Origin of the sequence: Corynebacterium jamesii (assembly GCF_046097395.1) — a bacterium.
GTDB lineage: Bacteria > Actinomycetota > Actinomycetes > Mycobacteriales > Mycobacteriaceae > Corynebacterium.
Map to the genome: position 1 here is coordinate 1458676 of NZ_CP175789.1, position 22783 is coordinate 1481458.

At 58.4% G+C, this 22783-nt stretch carries 14 protein-coding genes, 5 tRNA genes and 3 rRNA genes; 4 read left to right on the top strand and 18 right to left on the bottom strand.

All coding sequences use genetic code 11. The annotated features are described in order from the left end of the window. Nucleotides 1-25: 25 nt before the first annotated feature. From ACKFRT_RS06545 to ACKFRT_RS06590, 10 genes are all read right to left on the bottom strand, one after another. A complete protein-coding gene (locus tag ACKFRT_RS06545; RefSeq protein WP_296214648.1) occupies nucleotides 26-1012 on the bottom strand; it encodes a hypothetical protein in 987 nt (328 codons plus the stop codon). A gap of 41 nt (nucleotides 1013-1053) precedes the next feature. Then, nucleotides 1054-3723, bottom strand: a complete 2670-nt coding sequence (locus tag ACKFRT_RS06550; protein WP_408924748.1) for an ABC transporter permease — start codon at nucleotides 3721-3723, stop codon at nucleotides 1054-1056. A gap of 2 nt (nucleotides 3724-3725) precedes the next feature. Then, entirely contained in the window at nucleotides 3726-4460 is a 735-nt protein-coding gene (locus tag ACKFRT_RS06555; protein ID WP_408926072.1) for an ABC transporter ATP-binding protein, read from the bottom strand. 349 nt (nucleotides 4461-4809) lie between these two features. Further along, nucleotides 4810-4927: ribosomal RNA gene (gene rrf / locus ACKFRT_RS06560) — 5S ribosomal RNA — on the bottom strand. Nucleotides 4928-5071: 144 nt separating this feature from the next. Continuing rightward, nucleotides 5072-8141 (bottom strand): 23S ribosomal RNA (locus ACKFRT_RS06565). 402 nt (nucleotides 8142-8543) lie between these two features. Then, nucleotides 8544-10067 (bottom strand): 16S ribosomal RNA (locus ACKFRT_RS06570). The 16S, 23S and 5S rRNA genes sit together here, the layout of an rRNA operon. Before the next feature lie 732 nt (nucleotides 10068-10799). Continuing rightward, nucleotides 10800-12056, bottom strand: a complete 1257-nt coding sequence (gene murA, locus ACKFRT_RS06575; RefSeq protein WP_296212058.1) for a UDP-N-acetylglucosamine 1-carboxyvinyltransferase — start codon at nucleotides 12054-12056, stop codon at nucleotides 10800-10802. A 99-nt stretch (nucleotides 12057-12155) separates the two neighbouring features. After that, nucleotides 12156-13013: an acetate metabolism transcriptional regulator RamA gene (ramA, locus tag ACKFRT_RS06580; RefSeq protein WP_296212542.1), complete on the bottom strand. Its 858-nt coding sequence runs from the start codon at nucleotides 13011-13013 to the stop codon at nucleotides 12156-12158. A 234-nt stretch (nucleotides 13014-13247) separates the two neighbouring features. Then, nucleotides 13248-13793 (bottom strand): DUF2505 domain-containing protein, encoded by a 546-nt coding sequence (locus ACKFRT_RS06585; protein WP_408924749.1) that lies wholly within the window; start codon nucleotides 13791-13793, stop codon nucleotides 13248-13250. 21 nt (nucleotides 13794-13814) lie between these two features. Further along, nucleotides 13815-14615: an enoyl-CoA hydratase-related protein gene (locus ACKFRT_RS06590; RefSeq protein WP_408924750.1), complete on the bottom strand. Its 801-nt coding sequence runs from the start codon at nucleotides 14613-14615 to the stop codon at nucleotides 13815-13817. Between the two features lie 180 nt (nucleotides 14616-14795). Here ACKFRT_RS06590 and cysK point away from each other — a divergent pair, with 180 nt between their 5' ends. Together cysK and epsC are read left to right on the top strand one after the other, a co-directional pair. After that, nucleotides 14796-15731 (top strand): cysteine synthase A, encoded by a 936-nt coding sequence (gene cysK, locus ACKFRT_RS06595; protein ID WP_296212064.1) that lies wholly within the window; start codon nucleotides 14796-14798, stop codon nucleotides 15729-15731. Between the two features lie 176 nt (nucleotides 15732-15907). Then, nucleotides 15908-16492, top strand: coding sequence for a serine O-acetyltransferase EpsC (gene epsC, locus ACKFRT_RS06600; RefSeq protein WP_296212066.1), 585 nt, complete (start codon nucleotides 15908-15910; stop codon nucleotides 16490-16492). A 60-nt stretch (nucleotides 16493-16552) separates the two neighbouring features. Here epsC and ACKFRT_RS06605 read toward each other — a convergent pair whose 3' ends face one another. The 8 genes from ACKFRT_RS06605 to ACKFRT_RS06640 form a co-directional block, all read right to left on the bottom strand. Next, a complete protein-coding gene (locus ACKFRT_RS06605) occupies nucleotides 16553-16837 on the bottom strand; it encodes a GNAT family N-acetyltransferase (RefSeq protein ID WP_296212068.1) in 285 nt (94 codons plus the stop codon). A gap of 164 nt (nucleotides 16838-17001) precedes the next feature. Beyond that, nucleotides 17002-17074, bottom strand: a tRNA-Phe gene (locus tag ACKFRT_RS06610). Between the two features lie 36 nt (nucleotides 17075-17110). Continuing rightward, a tRNA-Asp gene (locus tag ACKFRT_RS06615) sits at nucleotides 17111-17184 on the bottom strand. A 254-nt stretch (nucleotides 17185-17438) separates the two neighbouring features. Continuing rightward, nucleotides 17439-17512: transfer RNA gene (locus tag ACKFRT_RS06620), tRNA-Asp, on the bottom strand. A gap of 1 nt (nucleotide 17513) precedes the next feature. Continuing rightward, nucleotides 17514-17586 (bottom strand) — tRNA-Glu (locus tag ACKFRT_RS06625). Between the two features lie 131 nt (nucleotides 17587-17717). Next, nucleotides 17718-18806 (bottom strand): alkene reductase, encoded by a 1089-nt coding sequence (locus tag ACKFRT_RS06630; RefSeq protein ID WP_408924751.1) that lies wholly within the window; start codon nucleotides 18804-18806, stop codon nucleotides 17718-17720. Nucleotides 18807-18931: 125 nt separating this feature from the next. Beyond that, nucleotides 18932-19004 (bottom strand) — tRNA-Lys (locus ACKFRT_RS06635). Nucleotides 19005-19076: 72 nt separating this feature from the next. Then, nucleotides 19077-20582, bottom strand: coding sequence for an acetyl-CoA hydrolase/transferase family protein (locus ACKFRT_RS06640; RefSeq protein WP_408924752.1), 1506 nt, complete (start codon nucleotides 20580-20582; stop codon nucleotides 19077-19079). 256 nt (nucleotides 20583-20838) lie between these two features. Between ACKFRT_RS06640 and dusB the strand changes: the two genes are divergently transcribed. Both dusB and phoU read left to right on the top strand, forming a co-directional pair. Further along, nucleotides 20839-21963, top strand: coding sequence for a tRNA dihydrouridine synthase DusB (gene dusB, locus ACKFRT_RS06645; protein ID WP_296212545.1), 1125 nt, complete (start codon nucleotides 20839-20841; stop codon nucleotides 21961-21963). Between the two features lie 75 nt (nucleotides 21964-22038). Next, complete coding sequence (phoU, locus tag ACKFRT_RS06650; protein WP_408924753.1) at nucleotides 22039-22779, top strand: phosphate signaling complex protein PhoU; 741 nt, start codon at nucleotides 22039-22041, stop codon at nucleotides 22777-22779. Nucleotides 22780-22783 lie beyond the last annotated feature (4 nt).

A 22783-nucleotide genomic window follows, 5' to 3' on the forward strand; every position in this document is an offset into this window, starting at 1 on the left:
GATCCGTATCACTGTAGAATGTTGTTCAACAATCTGCAACTACCGTACGCAGCCACTCCGCTAGTTCGTCGACCCGTTGCCGCCATACGGCGGGAGCTGCAATGATGTGTTCACTGTCGTACTCGTAAAACCGCACCTCCGCGCCGCTTTCTGCGAAGTACTTCTTAATGACGCCCCCCGCGGTTCCCCGACTATCGAACTTCGCGAGGGAGACCGCAGTGGGTAGTCCTGCAATATCCACCGCGAACCCCTCCGGGATTCGCGGGCTGAGCGCCGCCAAAAAATCCAGCTCAAAATCCGACCCCAGAGCCGAACTCATTGCCGTCCCCACGACCTGACCTGCGGCCACCAGCCCACTGCCGAATACGACCAGTCCGAAGGCCTGCGGCGCCAGCTCGGCCTTTATCTGCGCGACCGCCTCTGCCACGTCCTGCTGTGTAAGCTCCCAGGATCCGTAGCCGGGCAGCGGGTACGTCAGATCCACGATGGTTACCCCCGAGCGCTCCGCGATGGCGGCGAACAGCGGCAGCCAGAACTGGTCATGGCTTGCACCGTCACCGAACCAGCCTGGTCCGCCGTGCAAACTGACCGCTACGGCTCCGGTGGGGTTCGGGGGCGTCACTACCGTTCCAACGACCCCATCCGGTAGCGCACGATGCTGTGTAGCCCACGGCTCGGCCTGCACCTGAGAGGTGTAGGCGACATGGGGCATGCGGTGATCCAGCCCTGCCCCCAGCACCAGCAGGCTGCTGTGAGCCAGCAGGTCGGGCACGCGCGCCCACATCCGCTCGGTCTCGTCTACCAGCTGCGCAGGGACGGGGCAAGACTGCTCTTTATAGGTTGCTCCCTCGTCAGTGACGAGGGAGTTAAAGATCTCCGGGTAGTTGTCCTCGAAGAAGTTATTCAGTTGCTCCAGCTGCTGCTGGGCGGACAGCGGCTCCACGCCGGCCTGCACGTCGCCGCCAGTGCTGGGCAGGTTAACGATGTCGGAGTTCGGGGTCTGCTCACTCATGGTTAGTCATTGTAGTTTCGACCCCGGACAACGTTGAGGTTTTAGTCAGCAATCGCCTCCAACGGAGAGGTCTTCGCTGCCTTGTGCGCCGGCCAGATCGCGGCGAGCACTCCCACGATGCCGGAACCGATCAGCATGCCGAGCAGCAGCTGCCACGGCAGGATCGCGGTATCCAACCCCTCAGAGGCCAGTACCTTCACGAAGACCCAACCCAGGCTCACGCCGATGAGCACACCCACCAGCGCGCCGTAGACGGCGATCTGCACAGCCTCGAGGGTGATCATCCGGCGCACCTGCTTGCGGAACATGCCCACGGCACGCAGCATGCCGATTTCCTGCCTGCGTTCGATCACGTTCAGTGCCAGGGTGTTGATGATACCCAGGATCGCCACCAGGATCGACAGTGCGAGCATTGCGTTGAGGATCATCAGCATCTGGTCGATGCCGCCGGAGACGGTGCCTGCATACTCGGCAGGGGTCAGCACATCAGCCACCACGTAGGGTTCCACGGCCTGGCGCACGTTCTTTTTCAGGTCTTTCTCGCTGATGTCGCCGTTGCCGTGAACGTAGACCTGCATGATCTGCAGATCCTCTTGCTCGTTCAGAGGCTTGCCCGGCCCGAGGTAAGGCTTCAGCGCGGCTTGGTTCAGCAGCGTCTGCGGCTGGATCGGCTCAGTGTATATTCCCAACAGCTTGATGCTGCCCATCTTGGACTGGCCAACGCGGTAGATCGGAACTTCGTCGCCGACCTTCCACTTCATTTCTTTGGCTTTGCCTTCGGAGGCATAGAAGCCCGGCTCATCAGTCTTCAGCTCCTCCCCCAAAGAACGCAGTCCCAGGGATTTGTTCAGCTCGCCCTTGTAGTAGAAGGCGAACATGCCCGTATATGTGACACTGCTGTCGTTCATGGGCTTCCCCACACTGACCGGCACCAGACCCAGCGTAGAGCTGACGCCCACGCCGTCGGCCTCGTTCACGGCCTTTTCCGCTCCCGCGGGTAGCGGGAAGCCCTGGTTTTGCGGTCCACTGACCACCAGGTCGGATTTCACCGTATCGCCGATCAAGTCTTCCATGGCGTTTTTCATGGTCGCACCGACCATGCCGAACGCGGCTACGAGTGCCACGCCCAAAGTCAGGGCAAATGCTGTTGTTGCGGTGCGCCGTGGGTTCCTCTGCGAGTTTGTGGCCGCCAACTTTCCAACCGCTCCGAAAGGCGCACCGAGGACGCGCCCCAGTGCGGGGACAACTGGAATCGACAGCGCCGGGGAGACCAGGAAAGTGCCGACGATCACCAACAGGGTTCCGATGCCCAGAATGGAGACACGGGTGCTCGTTTCGGCGTCCTTAAGAATCAGGGCGGCAATCGCGGCGGCGGCACCTAGAAGGAACACAAAAGCACCTGCGATGGTGCGTAGCTTCAGCGACGACGAGCTAGAGACATCGCCGGAGCGCATAGCCTCGACGGGGTGTACACGGCCAGCGCGGAGGGCGGGAGCCCACGCGGACATGACGGTGATGAGCACGCCGATAATCAGCGGCAGGATGATCGCTTGCGGGGTCAAGCTCAGTCCGGAGCTCGGCAGGCCGAATCCGGCCATGTCCATGATGGCGAAGATCCCTTTGGAAAGCCCCATACCAGCGAAGATTCCCAAGATCGAGCCGACGATGCCGACAAGAACAGCTTCGAACACCACGGAGGTTGTGAGTTGGCCACGAGACGCGCCGAGGGAGCGCAGCAGTGCGAACTCACGCATGCGCTGGGCGACGACCATCGAGAAGGTGTTAGCAATAATAAACGCACCAACCAACAGGCTGACCAGGGCGAAGGCAAGCAGGAAGTAGTTAATGAAACTTAGCCCCTCCTCGACCTCCTTCGACGCCTTCTCTACAATCGAGTCGCCGGTGACGACCTTGTATTCGGGAAATTGCTTCTCTACGGAGCTCTTGAGCTCTTCCTGGGAAACACCATCACGAGCGGACAGCCAGTAGCCTCCGGGGATAGTGCCGTTGGTGTAGTTATCCATGTACACCTGCGGATCAAGTCCCACACCCAGGTAGCCGCCCACGGCAAAGTCGGTCTGGAAGAATCCAACGATCGTGTACTTGTGGCTATCGCGGACGTCGATGGCTTGGATCTCATCGCCAATTCCCACGCCGTGCTTCTCAGCGGCATCGACGTTTATCATCGCCTCCTCTTTACCCTTCGGAGCATGGCCCTCGACGATGGCGACGGATGGGCCAGGTGCATTTTCGCTGGAGTCGTTAGGTAATACCACTGACGGAGCACCGCCAGTGCTGAGCTGTTTGCCATCCTTAACGATCACTGCAGTGGTTTCCGACCCCATGGCGATGCCCTTGACGTCCTTGTTCTGCTCCAGCTTCTCTTTGGTCGCTGGGGTGATCGGCTTAGTCGGATCCTTCTGGGAAACCTCGACGTCCACGGAGGAATAGACGTTACTGAATACTCCATTAAAGGATTTCTGCATCATGTCTGTGAACATGAAGGAACCGGCTATAAAGGCAGTCCCCAGCACCACGGCAATAATCGTAAGTAGAAAACGAACCTTGTTGGCCAGCACGCTGCGGTAGGAAACCCTGGCGACTGCGCGGGCGTGGCTGCTGCTGGATTTGCCTGTCTTCTGGCGCCTGGGGACGGGCCTTGGGACGGATTGGGTGCCGCCGTCTGTGGAAATTCGGGTGGCGCTAGGCATGACTAGTGCTCCTCTAGTTTGCCCATGACACCGAGGATGGCCTCGACATCGGGCTTATCGAGCTCGTCGGCGATTTGACCGTCGGCGAGAAATACAACCCGGTCCGCATAGGATGCAGCTTTCGGGTCGTGGGTGACAATTACTACGGTCTGGTGGTCCTTGTCCACCGCGTTGCGCAGAATCGTAAGCACTTCTGCGGAGCTATTGGAATCCAGGTTGCCGGTAGGCTCATCGCCAAAAATGATGTCGGGCTGCGAGACCAAGGCACGGGCGCAGGCCACGCGCTGCTGCTGGCCTCCGGAAAGCTCGGACGGGCGGTGGTTCAGACGGTCCTTGAGCCCGAGGCGAACGACAACCTCGTCGAACCAGTCCTGATTTACCTTGCGGCCGGCGATGTCCAGTGGCAGCGTGATGTTTTCCTTGGCTGTCAGCGTAGGAACGAGGTTGAAAGACTGGAAGATAAAGCCCAGACGATCGCGGCGCAGGGCAGTCACCTGCTTGTCGTTAAGGGTAGAAATATCCGTTTCGCCGATATAGGCCTTGCCTTTGGAGATGGAGTCGAGACCTGCCATGCAATGCATGAGGGTGGACTTGCCGGAGCCACTGGGACCCATGATTGCGGTGAACTGGCCAGCCAGGAAGTCGATGGAGATTCCGTCGACAGCTCTGACTTCCGTTTCCCCCTGACCGTAGATGCGCTGTAGGTCTACGGCGCGAGCGGCGCTGTCCTCCGCCATACCGGCCCCAGATACTGAATTCTTTTGCGAGATCATGAGCCCTTCGCCTCCATATTCATCGTCTAAACGACTCACCACCATTTTACCTAGTGCGCGTAACTGTTTAGAGAATACGTGTAGCCTCATATTCAGCGGCATAAAGACCACAAGCCAGGGCTCCTCCCAGAAGATCGAAGGATCCTCTGAGGCAGCCTCCGGCCTCTACAACGCAGACACCACGACACACCGGCGCCCTAACAAACCACGACTACTGTGCAGTCGAGACTCCCCCGGTATTCAGGCATAAAAAAAAGGGGGAGCATGCACAACCACACAGGCTGCACACACTCCCTCAATCATTTAGTTTTAATGCCGGCGGTGACTTACTCTCCCACACCCTCCCAGGTGCAGTACCATCAGCGCAGGTAGGCTTAGCTTCCGGGTTCGGAACGGGACCGGGCGTGACCCCACCGCTAACAACCACCGACAAACCACAATCAGAACAAAACACACACCCAACCAAACCCAAACCCAAGGGGTTTACTGGTGTGTCGTGCCGTTCCAGACACTGCATAACAGACGCGAGCACACAACAATTTGCGACAAGAAACCACAATCTCAGCAACAAACAAATTGTGTTGAACATCGGCCAATTAGTACCGGTCACCTCCATCACTCACATGACTTCCAGATCCGGCCTATCAACCCCATAATCTATAGGGAACCTCAAAAGAAACCTCATCTCAGAACAGGCTTCCCGCTTAGATGCTTTCAGCGGTTATCCCTCCCATACGTAGCCAACCAGCCATGCCACGGGCGTGACAACTGGCCCACCAGAGGTATGTCCGTCCCGGTCCTCTCGTACTAGGGACAGCCTTCTACAAGTTTCAACGCGCACGGCGGATAGAGACCGAACTGTCTCACGACGTTCTAAACCCAGCTCGCGTGCCGCTTTAATGGGCGAACAGCCCAACCCTTGGGACCTACTCCAGCCCCAGGATGCGACGAGCCGACATCGAGGTGCCAAACCATCCCGTCGATATGGACTCTTGGGGAAGATCAGCCTGTTATCCCCGGGGTACCTTTTATCCGTTGAGCGACACCGCTTCCACAAGCCGGTGCCGGATCACTAGTCCCTACTTTCGTACCTGCTCGACCTGTCAGTCTCACAGTCAAGCTCCCTTGTGCACTTACACTCAACACCTGATTGCCAACCAGGCTGAGGGAACCTTTGGGCGCCTCCGTTACACTTTGGGAGGCAACCGCCCCAGTTAAACTACCCACCAGGCACTGTCCCTAACCCGGATCACGGGCCGAGGTTCAGATGCCCAATCCGATCAGAGTGGTATTTCACCAACGACTCCACAACCACTAGCGTAGCTACTTCACAGTCTCCCACCTATCCTACACAAACCGAACCGAACACCAATACCAAGCTATAGTGAAGGTCCCGGGGTCTTTTCGTCCTGCCGCGCGTAACGAGCATCTTTACTCGTACTGCAATTTCACCGGGCCTGTGGTTGAGACAGCAGGGAAGTCGTTACGCCATTCGTGCAGGTCGGAACTTACCCGACAAGGAATTTCGCTACCTTAGGATGGTTATAGTTACCACCGCCGTTTACTGGGGCTTAAATTCTCCGCTTCGACCACAAAGATCTAACAGGTCCTCTTAACCTTCCAGCACCGGGCAGGCGTCAGTCCGTATACATCGACTTACAGTCTTCGCACGGACCTGTGTTTTTAGTAAACAGTCGCTTCCCTCTATTCTCTGCGACCACCACCAGCTCAACACGTCGTTCACCAGTAGTGGCACCCCTTCTCCCGAAGTTACGGGGCCATTTTGCCGAATTCCTTAACCACAGTTCACCCGAACGCCTTAGTATTCTCTACCTGACCACCTGTGTCGGTTTACGGTACGGGCCGTACATGCACTCACTAGAGGCTTTTCTCGACAGCATAGGATCACCAACATCCCCACAACGGGTACGCATCACGCCTCACCCATATGCAGGACGGATTTACCAATCCCTGCGGGCCACACGCTTACACCACAATCCAATAAGTGGCTTGGCTACCTTCCTGCGTCACCCCATCGCTTGGCTACTACCAGATCAGGTCCCACGCATCCACACACCACACACACAAAGTGCACATGACACGCTTCAGGGCGGTTAGTATCACTGATTCACCATTGGTCGCACACACACGGGTACGGGAATATCAACCCGTTAACCATCGACTACGCCTGTCGGCCTCGCCTTAGGACCCGACTCACCCTGGGAAGATTAGCTTGACCCAGGAACCCTTAGTCATCCGGCGGATACGTTTCACACGCATCATTCGCTACTCATGCCTGCATTCTCACTCGCATAACCTCCACCACACGGTCACCCGGCAGCTTCAACGACCACACGACGCTCCCCTACCAACCCAACAAAGTTGAGTTCCGCGGTTTCGGCGGTGTACTTGAGCCCCACTACATTGTCGGCGCAGAACCACTCGACCAGTGAGCTATTACGCACTCTTTCAAGGATGGCTGCTTCTAAGCCAACCTCCTGGCTGTCTTCGCGATCCCACATCCTTTTCCACTTAGCACACTCTTAGGGGCCTTAACCGGCGATCTGGGCTGTTTCCCTCTCGACTAACGAAGCTTATCCCCCGCAGTCTCACTGCCGCGCTCTGACTTACCGGCATTCGGAGTTTGGCTGACGTCGCTAAGATGATAGTCCCGCTCAACCAACCAGTAGCTCTACCTCCGGCAAGAAACACACGACGCTGCACCTAAATGCATTTCGGGGAGAACCAGCTATCACGGAGTTTGATTGGCCTTTCACCCCTACCCACAACTCATCCCCTCAGTTTTCAACCTAAGTGGGTTCGCGCCTCCACAGCCTCTTACAGCTGCTTCACACTGGCCATGGGTAGATCACCCCGCTTCGGGTCCAGGACACGCCACTCACAACACCCTCATTAGGATTCGGTTTCCCTACGGCTACCCCACACAACGGGTTAACCTCGCGACATGCCGCTGACTCGCAGGCTCATTCTTCAAAAGGCACGCCATCACCCAAAAGGCTCTGACGGCTTGTAGGCACACGGTTTCAGGTACTATTTCACTCCCCTCCCGGGGTACTTTTCACCATTCCCTCACGGTACTCATACACTATCGGTCACAATAAGTATTCAGGCTTACCGGGCGGTCCCGGCAGATTCACAGCAGATTCCACGAGCCCGCTGCTACTCGGGTATCACATCAACCCCAACACCACATGCTTTCACGTACCGGACTCTCACCGTCTACGGCAGGCCATTCCAAACCACTTCCGCTAACACATGGCACCAAGGCACGGCATGGCAGCACCGCACAACACAACCCCACAACCCCACACACGCAACCCCTGCCAGGTATCACACGCATGCAGTTTAGCCAACAATCCACGTTCGCTCGCCGCTACTAGCAGAATCATTATTATTTTCTTCTCCTACGGGTACTAAGATGTTTCACTTCCCCGCGTTACCACCACACAAACTATGAATTCATCCATGCAGCGACCACACACAACTGTGGCCAGGTTTCCCCATTCGGACACCCTCGGATCAACGCTCGATTGACAACTCCCCGAGGACTATCGCGGCCTTCCACGTCCTTCATCGGCTTATCATGCCCAAGGCATCCACCGTGCGCCCTTCACAGACAACACAAAACACTAAGACACCCACACACCAACAACCCACAACACAAACATTGCAAGCCATCAGCGCGTGAACATAATGATTTCAAACAAAAATCACAAAAAAGAAGATACTCGCGTCCACTATACAGTTCTCAAACAACACTGAACACCCACAACAACACACAACACACAACGCCGCATGCCATCACACGCATCCACACACAGGAACAAAAGATTGCCCCAGACACCCAACAGCCATGACAAACCAAACACACACTTCATCAACCCAACCCCACAAAAACAGTGCCAACCCCAACACACGCACACCACAAACAATGCAACAAATCCAACAACCAACAACCACAACAAAATGGCTGAACCGGTTACCTATTCACCCAGAAACAAAAACAAAAATATAAAAACTCCTTAGAAAGGAGGTGATCCAGCCGCACCTTCCGGTACGGCTACCTTGTTACGACTTCGTCCCAATCGCCAATCCCACCTTCGACAGCTCCCTAACAAGTTTGGGCCACTGGCTTCGGGTGTTACCAACTTTCATGACGTGACGGGCGGTGTGTACAAGGCCCGGGAACGTATTCACCGCAGCATTGCTGATCTGCGATTACTAGCGACTCCGACTTCATGGAGTCGAGTTGCAGACTCCAATCCGAACTGAGACCGGCTTTAAGGGATTAGCTCCACCTCACGGTATCGCAACCCACTGTACCGACCATTGTAGCATGTGTGAAGCCCTGGACATAAGGGGCATGATGATTTGACGTCATCCCCACCTTCCTCCGAGTTAACCCCGGCAGTCTCTCGCGAGTCCCCACCATAACGTGCTGGCAACACAAGACAAGGGTTGCGCTCGTTGCGGGACTTAACCCAACATCTCACGACACGAGCTGACGACAACCATGCACCACCTGTACACCAGCCACAAAGGGAAACTACATCTCTGCAGCGATCCAGTGTATGTCAAGCCCAGGTAAGGTTCTTCGCGTTGCATCGAATTAATCCACATGCTCCGCCGCTTGTGCGGGCCCCCGTCAATTCCTTTGAGTTTTAGCCTTGCGGCCGTACTCCCCAGGCGGGGCGCTTAATGCGTTAGCTACGGCACAGGAATCGTAAATAAAACCCCCACACCTAGCGCCCACCGTTTACGGCATGGACTACCAGGGTATCTAATCCTGTTCGCTACCCATGCTTTCGCTCCTCAGCGTCAGTAACTGCCCAGAGACCTGCCTTCGCCATCGGTGTTCCTCCTGATATCTGCGCATTTCACCGCTACACCAGGAATTCCAGTCTCCCCTACAGCACTCTAGTTATGCCCGTATCGCCTGCACGCCCGAAGTTAAGCCCCGGGATTTCACAGACGACGCGACAAACCACCTACGAGCTCTTTACGCCCAGTAATTCCGGACAACGCTCGCACCCTACGTATTACCGCGGCTGCTGGCACGTAGTTAGCCGGTGCTTCTTATCCAGGTACCGTCACCCAAAAGGCTTCTTCCCTAGCGAAAGGAGTTTACAACCCGAAGGCCTTCATCCCCCACGCGGCGTCGCTGCATCAGGCTTGCGCCCATTGTGCAATATTCCCCACTGCTGCCTCCCGTAGGAGTCTGGGCCGTGTCTCAGTCCCAATGTGGCCGTACACCCTCTCAGGCCGGCTACCCGTCGTCGCCTTGGTAGGCCATTACCCCACCAACAAGCTGATAGGCCGCGGGCTCATCTCGCACCGAAAAACTTTCCACCACACACACTAAAGCATGGTCCTATCCGGTATTAGACCCAGTTTCCCAGGCTTATCCCGAAGTGCAAGGCAGATCACCCACGTGTTACTCACCCGTTCGCCACTCGAGTACCTCTGCAAGCAGAGGCCTTTCCGTTCGACTTGCATGTGTTAAGCACGCCGCCAGCGTTCGTCCTGAGCCAGGATCAAACTCTCCATAAAAAATGCCATCAGACACATGGTGAGCCTGAAAACCAGGCAAACAAAAAACAAAATTACTGACAAAAGAATTGAAAAAAGGATAAATAAATCACATCAACCAACACCAACAACCACTACAGTCGCCGACTATCGATCAGACACAACATACATCCACAAACTTCCAAACTCTTCCATCAGCCCAACCAACACCCACAAAACAGGCATCTGCTGGGATACGCACATTCACATAACATGGGAACGTTAACCCCACGCTGGCGTAACCACCATCAACCCACAATCCATGCGAGCCAATGAGAAGCTGAAAACAAGTCACAAAGCCTAAAAGACATACAATGCATCAGAATCAACACAAAGGTTGGTCAACAAAGTATCTAAACTTGGTTCATCACGCTATTGAGTTCTCAAACAACCTACGCACACAACCAGTCACACCACACAGACAGTGGCGACCACGTTGCGACGGATTACGAGTGTAAAGCAACCGTGAACAAAAAGCAAATTCCCGGTAAACAACCCGCTGCACTCGCATACAACCAGGACTGTTTTTACAGCTTTAAAATGATTGGCCAGACACGCCTTCCAAAGCAAGCAGCAAGTCTAAAACTCACCGCGCCGTGTCGCGCTGACTCGAATAAATGTACACACACCCCACACCAAACACAAACACACAGGTCAAAGCAGGTTTTTCAGCGCGCTATCTATGCACCTAAATGCACAGCGCGCACATGCGCTCTAACGCTGCACCCGCTCTACCTCGGCGCCCAACGAGCGCAGCTGTTCCGGGAACTCCGGGTACCCACGATCAATGTGGTAGACGTCGTGCACCTCTGTCTTGCCATCGGCCACCAAGCCAGCCAGCACTAGGCCAGCGCCAGCGCGAATATCGGAGCTCCAGACTGGGGCAGAGGAAAGCTGATCCCTACCGCGAATCACTACGTGGTGGCCGTCAATGCTGGCGTCGGCGCCCAGGCGCATCATCTCGTCAACGAAGCGGAAGCGAGACTCGAAGATGTTCTCAGTAATAACACTCATCCCCTCGCTCACTGTGCACAGTGCAATCGCCATCGGCTGCAGGTCCGTCGGGAACCCAGGGAAAGGCAGGGTCTGGTAATCGACAGCCTTCGGGCGCTCGGTCTGCATCACGCGAAATCCAGTCGGGTAAGTCTCCACGTGTGCACCCGCCAGCTTCAGCTTCTCCAGCACCAGGTGCAGGTGCTGCGGCTCAATGCCACCGACCGTGATGTCACCCTGCGTCATCGCCGCCGCATACGCCCAAGTGCCGGCAACAATGCGGTCACCGACTACCTCGTGGTCCACGGGATTCAGCCGCTGTACCCCCTCGACGGTGATCGTGTTGGAACCAGCACCAGTAATCTTCGCGCCCATTTGCACCAGCATGTTGCATAGATCCACGATTTCCGGCTCGCGCGCCGCGTTATCCAACGTAGTGGTGCCCTCCGCCAGGACTGCGGCAGTCAGAATGTTCTCCGTCGCACCCACCGAGGGGAAGTCCAACTTGATCTGCGCGCCACGGAGCTCGTCGGCCTCGGCCACCAGGCAACCGTGTTCAATCTTGGTCGTTGCACCCAACAGCTCTAGGCCCGATTGGTGCATATCGAGGGGGCGGGAGCCGATGGCGTCTCCACCAGGAAGAGCAACCCGCGCCTTGTGACAGCGAGAAGTCAGCGGCCCCAGCACAGCTACAGATGCACGGAACTGCCGCACGGCCTCGAAGTCCGCGTTGTATTCAATCTCTTCCGGGGTGGTGATGCGCACGACGTCGCCAGTAAGCTCCACCTCGCAGCCCAGACCGCGCAACACCTCCGCCATATATGGCACATCGGCGATCTCGGGGCAGTTGGTTAACGTTGTGGTTCCAGGCGCCAAAAGTGCAGCTGACATGAGCTTAAGCACACTGTTTTTCGCGCCGGACACCTTGATGGCGCCCTGCAGCCTGGTTCCACCGGTCACTACGAAGCTGTCTTTCACGCCAACTAGCCTATAAAAAAATCGCCCCGCGCATTGCGGAGCGTTTTAGTAGAGCTCAAACTACTTGGTCGCACCCCCCTGCCGATTACACCGTGCCGGTCACGGAAGAGCGCCAATGCGGCGGGCGGCGTTTACGGCCTCGTAACGAGTGTGCGCGCCGAGCTTGCGCATGACAGAGCGCAGGTAGCTCTTGACCGTTTCAGCGCCGATGCCCATCTCTGCGGCAGCCTCCACGTTGGTGTGACCCAGCGCCACGCAGGCCAACACGTCCAGCTCACGCGCCGAAAGTTTGGTGGTCTGCTTCACGCGCACCGGAGAAACCATCTGGTCACACAGAACCTCCAAGTCGCGGCGCAACTCGTCGTCTTCCACACGGTTAGCCAGCATGCGCAGCTTGCTGTGGGTAGCGCGTACCTGTTCCCATTCCGCGCCAGACATCGATCGAACCTGTTTGTTTGTAGAAGCCCCTGCGCCCGCACTGCGCCCAGACTCGCTCGAACGCAACGCCTCGTTGACCGCGATCTCCTGTTCCAGGCAACGGGCGGTCATAGTGACCTCTTCTAGCACCTTGTCGCCCATGCGAGCGCGCGAGTGCACACCTGCGTAGAGCACTCCCCTGACCTCGCGCTTCACAATCACCGGTACAGCGACGACGGAGTGCAAGCCCTCGTCGCGGATGTGGCGGTCGAAGTCGTGGCTGATGGACTTTGCGCGGGTGTAATCCGACACGCCCACAGGGCGCCGGGTGGTCACCACGCGCCCGCCGACACCTGCGCCTGGAGTGATCTCCAGATTGTGCAGCGCCGGGGTGCGCAATCCCACCCACTTAGCTATCCGCAGCTTGCCATCCGCCGAGCTCGCGGCGTACATGGTCACCGGGATGCCGGTCGCGTTCTTTAGAGAATTCAGCGCAGAAATGATGACGTCTTCGTCATCGCGTTGCCGCTGCTGGTCCACCTGGTTCACTCCTCAAACTTGACCTGTGGCGCCCTACCCCATTGCACGGAGCTAAGGCATCGTGTGAGTAGGGAGTATAGTTCACCCCCTACCTACCCCCCAAAACTGCCCCTAGCTTTTTGGTCGGAAAGCGGGCGCTCGAACGCACTACCTTATCGGGGTTAAAAGGAGCCGAAATTGGGCGCAAAAGGCTCAATCCAGGGATTTTCCTAAGAAATGACTAAGCGATGCAGGCTAAGCTCCGCTGAGGTTTACGATGCGCGCGAGGCCGTTATCAACAGTCGTGTCAGCAGTCTTCAGGAGGTGTTTTTCTAGCCTTCCGGCAATCAGCGGCACCGAAACGTCGGCAGTCAAGGTTGCCTCCACCGCCGTCTGCGGAGAATCCGCGTACTCAGCCTGCCGCGCGGCCGCTGCATCCTCCACCACGGCCGCGTAGACGAAGTGGGTTTCCATAGTCCCCATTCCCAGCGGCAGTTCCATCGTCGAGTTCACCTCGAACGCGCCCGCCTCATCTGGCTGCGACACGTAGGTTTCCTGGAAAGCAAGGGGTTTCTCGCCCTCTTTGGAGAGCTCTTCTAGCTCTTTTTGGGACGCCCTCACGCCAACCCGCGCCCACACCCGACCATCGGGAAGCACTTTCCGCTCGGCCTCAATGATCTGCGACTCCGTCGGCTCCACCATCCCCTCATCCGTCAGCAGGAAAGTCTCGCCGGAGGCTACCCTGTAGACGTCGTGGATAGACAGGTCGATGGTGCGGTTGACTTGCTTGGAATGTGACATATTCGCAATTGTGCCCCGTGGTTAGCGGTGCTGCCACTCCGGCTTGCGCTTCTCCACGAACGCGGCCATGCCTTCCTTTTGGTCGGCGGTATCAAACAGGCGCCAGAACTGCTGACGCTCAGCCTCCACGCCGTCCTCCAGGGTGGTGCTATACGCCTCGTCCACCATCTCGGTAGCCGCAGCAGTTGCTACATGGGACATGCCTGCCACCTTCGCCGCAATCTTCTGCACCTCGTCGGCAAAGCCCTCTGCAGGCAGCACGCGGGAAACTAGACCGCTGCGCTCGGCCTCCTCCGCGTCCATCATGCGGCCGGTAAGGATCAGATCCATAGCCTTGTACTTGCCCACCGCGCGAGTCAGGCGCTGAGTACCACCCATGCCGGGGATGATGCCCAGGGTGATCTCCGGCTGGCCGAACTTTGCGGTCTCGCTGGCCAGCAGAATGTCGCCCAGCATTGCTAGCTCGCAGCCGCCACCAAGCGCGAAGCCAGAGACAGCGGTGATCAACGGGGTCTTCAGCTGCGCCAGTTTCTCCCAGTCACCGAACAGGCGCTTCTCCGCGACTGCGGGGTAGGTCTCGTCCTTCATCTCCTTAATGTCGGCACCGGCAGCGAAAGCCTTCTCGCTGCCGGTAATAACGATGGCACCGACCTGCGGATCCGCGTCCAGCGTCTCTGCTGCCGGAACGATCTCGGACAACACGGCGCTATTGAGGGCATTCAGAGCCTTCGGTCGGTTCAGAGTAATGGTCGCGACGGCACCGTTAACGGCCACCTGAATGTTTTCGAAAGTCTGGTTATCAGTCTGGTTATCGGAAGTCATGGTTGCCATTGAACCAAATCCCCCACTTCTATGCCTGAGAATCTGGCAAAGCCCGGAGACGAAAGGGCGTCTATAAGAAGGCCAGTAAGAACAACCCAAGAAGAGCAGTGGTGCCCCGCGCAGAAGAAGTGTAGACTGCCCGGTATAGACCGATCAGTCTAGAACGAAAGGATCGCTCCTATGGCGAAGATCTACAACAACATCACTGACCTCATCGGTGGCACTCCACTGGTTAAGCTGGGCGCATACGGCGAGGGCCTGAAGGCCACCGTCCTGCTGAAGCTGGAGGCTTTTAACCCGGCTAACTCCGTGAAGGATCGCATCGGTAAGGCCATCATCGAGGCAGCCGAGAAGGATGGCACCCTGCAGCCGGGCGGCACCATCGTCGAGGCTACCTCCGGTAACACCGGCATCGCGCTGGCAATGGTCGGCGCGGCTAAGGGCTACAAGGTCATCCTGACCATGCCGGAGACCATGTCCAACGAGCGCCGCATCATGCTGCGCGCTCTGGGCGCAGAGCTGGTACTAACCCCTGGCCCGGGCGGCATGCAGGGTGCGGTCGACAAGGCCAACGAGATTGTAGAGAGCACCGACAACGCCATCCTGGCACGCCAGTTTGCCAACCCGGCTAACCCGGAGATCCACTACAACACCACCGGCCCGGAGGTCTGGGAGGATACCGACGGTGAGGTAGACATCTTCGTTGCAGGTGTGGGCACCGGCGGCACCATCTCCGGTGCGGCTAAGTACCTGAAGGAGAAGAACGAGAAGATCGAGATCGTCGGCGTGGAGCCGGCCGACTCCCCGCTGCTGACCGAGGGCCGCTTCGGCCCACACAAGATCCAGGGTCTGGGCACCAACTTCTTCCCGGAGAACCTGAACAAGGACATCCTGGATCGAGTGGTCGACGCTCCGTTGGAGAACGCTACCAAGACCGCCCGCGAGCTGGCAGTTACCGAGGGAATCCTGTCCGGAATTTCCTCCGGTGCGGCCGTCTGGGCAGCCGTGGAAGAGGCCAAGAAGGACGAGAACGAGGGCAAGACCATCGTCGTTATCGTTCCGGACTTCGGCGAGCGCTACGTCTCCACCCTGCTGTTCGACGACCTGCGCGACTAATTCCGCTCCGGCAGTCGGCCGCAACCTAGTGGCGGCTGCCTAGTAGCTGTTAGCTGCAGGCAAGTAGGCGCTACCGCCTTTCCACCTAGCGGTGGAATAGGGGGCAGCGCCTTCTCGTTATAGTTGCTGCTAAAGTTTTCTAGCCGTTTTACCCCACCGACCGAAAGACCACACCTTTGAGCATTCTTGGACGCATCCGCGAAGACCTGGCCAATGCCCGTGAGCACGACCCGGCGGCACGCGGAGACGTAGAAAACGCCATCGTGTATTCCGGCCTGCACGCCATTTGGGCGCACCGCGTCTCCCACGCACTGTGGGAGCGCGGGCACCGTGGCATCGCGCGCGTTATTAGTCAGGCGACCCGTGCTTTTACCGGTATTGAAATCCACCCGGGCGCCACTATCGGCCGCAGGTTCTTTATCGATCACGGCATGGGTGTGGTCATCGGCGAGACAGCGGAGATCGGCGACGACGTAATGCTCTACCACGGTGTGACTCTCGGCGGTTCCGAGCTCGTGCAACGCAAGCGCCACCCCACCATCGGCAACGGGGTAATGATCGGCGCGGGCGCCAAGGTCCTGGGCCCCATCACCATCGGTGAGGGCTCTGCCATCGGCGCCAACGCGGTGGTGACCAAGGATGCTCCCCCACATTCCATTCTGACGGGCATTCCGGCGAAGATTCGCCCGCGTAAGCCCGAACAGAACACCCCGCTCGTAGACGCTGTCAAGTGGGTCGACGACATGCAGAACAACATCTAGGCGTGCTTCACAGGGCGCATAGCGCGCCCAGCACTCTCCAGCACGCAGGCGTGCAGCCAGCTAGGCCAGCAGCTCCTTAAAGTCCGGGTTCTTCTCCACGAAGGCCTCGACGGCGGAGCAGCTGGCCTTTACCTTTAGCCCGGCCTCCTTGGTATCCAGCAGTGCCTCGCTGATAAGTGGCTTGGATAGTCCCTGGCCGCGGAACTTCGAATCAACGACAGTGTGGTTGAAGTCGCGCACGCTTCCCTCCTGGACGTACTCGGCAAAGCCGGCCTCCTGATCATCCACATAGATGACGAAGCGGCTCTGGGCTTGGTCGTGGACGATGCTCTTTTCGCCTGGCATAGTGCTTGGGGCTCCTTCCCTCGTTAAACCTCTCGTAGGTTTACCTTGTAGGTTTACTTGTCGGCTTTCCCGACTTTTCTCTTACCCCCAGTGTACGTAGCCTCGCAGCCCCCTCCCCACCAACGGCAAAATCCCGGCAGCTTTACGCTACCGGGGTTGAGATGTGGCCAGAGCCGGGATCGAACCGGCGACCTTTCACTTTTCAGGCGAACGCTCTACCAACTGAGCTATCTGGCCTTCGTTGCCCGATCGCAACCGATTCGAACATCGAAGCGACCCTGACGGGACTTGAACCCGCGACCTCCGCCGTGACAGGGCGGCGCGCTAACCAACTGCGCCACAGGGCCAATCTTGCCTGCGCAACTAAATAAAACGACCAGACAACAACTTGTCTAAGCCGTCCGTTGCACGAGAATAGACTCTACACAGTGACAAACTTCTTAGGCAAATCAGCTGTTCAGCTACCGCTTCTGCTGGGATTTCTCGTCACTGTTGAAGTGTCAAACACACGGACATGTGGGCGTCAAAAAGAAAACAAAAAGAAAAGAGCCTTCCCAGCGCGAAAACACCGGAAAGGCTACCCGAAAAGTTTAAGACCTTGCGACCCTGACGGGACTTGAACCCGCGACCTCCGCCGTGACAGGGCGGCGCGCTAACCAACTGCGCCACAGGGCCGTACTCCCAACGGGATTCGAACCCGTGTTACCGCCGTGAAAGGGCGGGGTCCTAGGCCTCTAGACGATGGGAGCTCTACAAAGTAAGCCAGCTAAGTGCTGTACTTCCTTAGCAGCTAGAACAGTTTAAACCAGGGGCGAGCAGCAGGACAAATCGCCCGGTGAGGTGGGCAAAGTCAGCCACTAACCCCGCTATGGAACACGTGTTAGTCCGCAGCCGTTGGGTAGTCCGTGTAGCCGCGCTCGCCACCCATATAGAACGTGTCCTGATCTGGCTCGTTCAGCGCCAGATCCTCTTGCCACCGGCGCACCAAGTCCGGGTTAGCGATCAGCTGGCGCCCCACCACCACGGCATCCACGTAGTCCAATGCCAGCTCGCGCTGCGCATCCTCCTTCGTGGTGACGGTGCCGAACCCATCGTTCATCAGAACCTTGGTCACACCGTTGGCGCGGGCCTTGTTCGCCAAGGTCGCAATTAGCTCGCCTTCCGGCTGTGCGTGCAGGAAAGACACGTAGGCCAGGTTCACAGGGGCAAGAGCATCCAGCAGGCCACCGTACGTGGCCAGCATGTCCTCCTCGTCGTTTTCAATGACTCCCTGTACGTTGTGGCCCGGCGAAAAACGCACTCCCACGCGGTCGGCGCCGATTTCCTCTGCTATCGCGCGAATCACCATCTCCGGCAGGCGCCAGCGGTTCTCGGGGCTGCCACCGAATTCATCCTCTCGCTGGTTGGCAGATGGTGCCAAGAACTCGTGCAGCAAGTATCCGTTTGCGTTATGCACCTCCACACCATCGACACCTGCGTCAATGGCTCGGCGTGCGGCCCTGCGGAATTCCTCGACGATGCGCGGGAACTCGTCAGCCTCCAACGCCCGTGGAACCGGGGCATCCATCTTGCCGGCAAAGCCACGAACCTGGCCGTCCCAGTCCAATGCGCTGGGCGCTTCCGCCTGCGCTCCGTCGATGAGGTCCGGGTGGCTAGTGCGACCACCGTGCATGATCTGCATGAAAAGCACACCGCCGGCATCATGCACTGCGTTGGCTACGTCCTTCCAGCCGGCCGCCTGCTCCTCATTTGCGATACCTGCCTGGCCCGGAAATGCACGGTTCGTCCACGCAGGAAAGGTCCCCTCCGTAACAACCAATCCGGCGCTAGCACGCTGGGAATAGTACTTCGTGTGCAGCTCGTTCGGCACGGCGCTGTGGCCCGCCCGCTGGCGGGTCAGCGCTGCCATGGTCACACGGTTGTTCAAGGTAAAACGGCCAAGTTCCAATGGGGTAAACAAAGTTGTCATGCCAGCTCCAACAACCTTCGGTACCGATTTGTTCCATCCCCGTTTCGCCCTATCAACGAAAAACCCCCGCCGCAGTGCGCCATGGAATTCACCATAAACGCGCTGCAGCGGGGTGGTTAACACTGTGGGCCCTGTGGGGCTCGAACCCACGACCTGCGGATTAAAAGTCCGTAGCTCTACCAACTGAGCTAAAGGCCCAACGGGAGCATTCTATCTAACGCTTGCGCGAAGCAGAAAATTGCCCCCCGTGGGCGCCCTGTAGCAGAGCAACTAGCCCTTCATCGACCCCTTTTCCTCCAGGTTGATGTGGAAGCTGAAGGCGGTCTTCAAGTCGTGCGGAGTTTGCAGGTGGTTACCCGCAGCGCAGGCGCGCTCGTAGTACTCCTCCAGCAGCGGACGGTAGTCCGGGTGGGCGATGGAGATGATCTTCGGCACACGGTCGCGCGGAGCCAGACCGCGCAGATCGGCGTAGCCGTACTCGGTGATTACAACCATCGTGTCGTGTTCTGTGTGGTCCACGTGGGAGGCGAACGGCACAACCGCGGAGATCGCGCCGTCCTTCGCGGTGGACGGGGAGATAAAGCTAGACAGGAAGGCGTTGCGGGTGAAGTCGCCGGAGCCGCCGATGCCGTTCATGATGCGCGAACCCGCCACGTTGGTGGAGTTCACGTTGCCGTAGATGTCGCAGCCGATCATGCCGTTGGAGGCGATCAAACCAGTGCGGCGGATAACCTCCGGGTGGTTAGAGATCTGCTGCGGGCGCAGCACGATGTGCTCGCGGTAGCGCTTAGCTTCTTCGTTCATCTTCTTCGCGTAGTCCGGGGACAGTGCGAAAGAGGTCGCGGACGCAACGGTCATTTTGCCATTGTCAATTAGGTCCAGCATGCCGTCCTGGATGACCTCGGTGTAAGCCTGGATGCTCTCGAACTTGGAATCCAGCAGGCCAGCCATCACAGCGTTCGGCACGTTGCCCACACCGGACTGCATGACGTAGCTGTCGTATGCCAGACGGCCGGCCTCAACCTCGCCCTCCAATAGGTCCAGGAAGTGGCCGGCGATCTTCTCGGAGATCTCGTCGGTCGGCTTGAACGGCGCGTTGCGGTCTTCGGCGTTGGTCATCACAACGGCCACAACCTTGTTCTGATCCACCGGGATGTACGACGTACCAATCCGGTCGCCGGGGCGGTTGATCGGGATCGGGGTGCGGTTCGGCAGATCCTGGATCTTGTATATGTCGTGCATACCCTCCAGGTCGAGGGACTGCCACTCGTTGACCTCGATGATGACCTTACGGGCGGAGTTCAGGTACTCCACGTTGTTGCCTACGGCCGAGGACGGGATGATGTTACCCGCTTCGTCGATGCGCACAGCCTCGACTACGGCCACGTCCAGGCGGCCGAAGAAGCCCTCTTCAACCTGCTTGCCGAGGTGGGAGAGGTGGATGTCCTGGTACTTGATCTCGCCGGCGTTGATCTTCTTACGCATCACGGGATCGGAGGCGTAGGGGGTGCGGTAGCGCACTGCGTCTGCCTCTGCCAGCACGCCGTCGCAGTCCGGTGCGGTGGAGGCGCCGGTGAAGAGGTCGATCTGAAAGTCCTCACCGCGTTCGTGCAGCTCCTTGGCCTTCTCAGCGATGGCGCTGGGCAGAGCCTTGGGGTAACCCGCGCCGGTAAAGCCGGACATGCCGATCTTGTCGCCGTGGTTGATAAACTGCGCTGCTTCCTCGGCAGAAGTGACCTTGGACCTGTAGAACTCGTTGGCGATGCGCTCAGACATCGGTTCCTCCTCCATTGCTATACCGCGGATTTTCCGCTTTATTTCCTCAGCCTACATAAATGTGACGTAGCTCGCCCTCACTCTCCACCCTATTGTTGAACAATCGTTGTTGCTACTTCGACTCTTTCTTATGGACGCCCTTTGGTATTCACCCCTCCCCAGTGTGACAATGGGGCTCGTGACTACAACCACCGCAATCCCCACCCCCACCACGGCAGAGGGCAACCAAGGCTTCCAGGGGCTGCAGATCGGCAAGATGCAGCTCGACTCCCCCGTCGTGCTCGCGCCGATGGCAGGCGTGACCAACGTGGCTTTCCGTAGCCTGTGCCGCGAGCAGGAACGCGAGCGCATGGGCTCCGTCGCCGGCCTTTACGTCTGCGAAATGGTAACGGCGCGAGCGCTAGTCGAGCGCAACCCAAAAACCCTGCACATGACAACCTTCGCCCCAGACGAGGATCCCCGCAGCCTGCAGCTGTACACCACCGACCCGGAGTACACCTACAAGGCAGCAAAGATGATCGTGGACGAGGGGCTGGCCGACCACATCGACATGAATTTCGGTTGCCCGGTTCCTAAAGTCACCCGACGCGGCGGTGGATCCGCCCTACCGTACAAGCGCAAGCTCTTCGGCAACATTGTGGCCGCTGCGGTAAAGGCCACCGAGGGCACAGACATTCCCGTCACCGTGAAGATGCGCGTAGGTATCGATGACGAACACCACACGCACCTAGATGCCGGCCGAATCGCCGTGGAAGAAGGTGCAGCCGCGGTGGCTCTACACGGCCGCACTGCGGCTCAGCGCTACTCCGGACATGCGGACTGGAACGAAATCGCACGGCTGAAGCAGCACCTGGCCCACACCGGCATCCCTGTGCTGGGCAATGGCGACATCTTTAAGGCCACGGATGCCCGCGCGATGATGGAGCAGACCGGCTGCGACGGCGTGGTCGTCGGTCGCGGTTGCCTGGGCCGCCCATGGCTGTTTGCGGAGCTATCCGCCGAACTGCGCGGCCTGCCCATCCCTGACCAGCCCACCCTGGGCGAGGTTGCACACATCATCCTGCGCCACGCCGAGCTGCTGGCCGCCCACGACGGCGAGCACAAGGCGTGCCGCGACCTGCGCAAGCACATGACGTGGTACCTGCGAGGCTTCCCCGCCGGTGGTGAACTACGCCGCAGCCTCTCGCGCGTGAGCAGCCTGGAGGAACTGAAAGCCGCGCTGAGCGAGGTGTGGGACTCCCCCGCCCTGGCGGAAGATGCCGACGGTGCCCGCGGGCGCCAGGGTTCCCCAGCGAAGGTGGCTCTGCCTGAGGGCTGGCTCGACGACCCGGAGGACGCGACAGTGCCGGACGGCGCTGATATTGAAAACAGTGGTGGATAAGGTACTTACTCGGGGCTAGATGGCGGGGGTTCATGCCCCAGCAGCACGTGCCCCCGGGGACTATAGTGGCTTGACATGCGACGGGTGTACCGAAACCAGCTCCGGGAATTTAAGCACGACATTTCACTTATGGCGGATTTCGTGCGTACCGCACTCAATTCCGCTACCCGCTCCCTTCTGGAAGCCAATCTGGAACTGGCAGAGAAGGTTCTTAGCAGCGTGGATACACTAGAGGATCTGCGCCTCACTGCGGTGAAGGATGCCTTCCAACTACTGGCCCTGGAGGCGCCCGTGGCCAGGGATCTGCGCGTGGTGGTTGCCGGCCAACATATCGTCGAGGATTTCACCCGCATGGGCGCGCTTGCTGTGCATGTGGCGAAGGTGGCGCGGCGGCGTCATCCAGAAAACGCTGTCCCCGAGCCCATCCGGCCCTATATCGAAGAGATGGCGCGGCAGTGCGATAACTCGGCGGCGAAGATTCAGGATCTGTTGCGCGAGCTCGACGTGCAGAACGCACTGAAGCTCATCGAGGACGACGACGCGGTCGACGACATCCACCGCCACCTGTTCCAGCTAACGACCCAGCGCAAGTGGCCTCATTCTGTCCGCGAGGCGGTGGATCTTACGCTGCTGTCGCGCTACTTAGAGCGGTACTCGGATCACGCGGTGGAGATTGCGAATCGCATCGTCTTCATCATCACGGGCTTGACCACTGATGAGTACCAGCGCAAGCAGGAGGACGAAGAGCTGCATCGGCGCTTCCGCGAGCAGTTCGACGAGTTGCGCTACCGCTACGATACGAATTTCGACTTCTAAACCG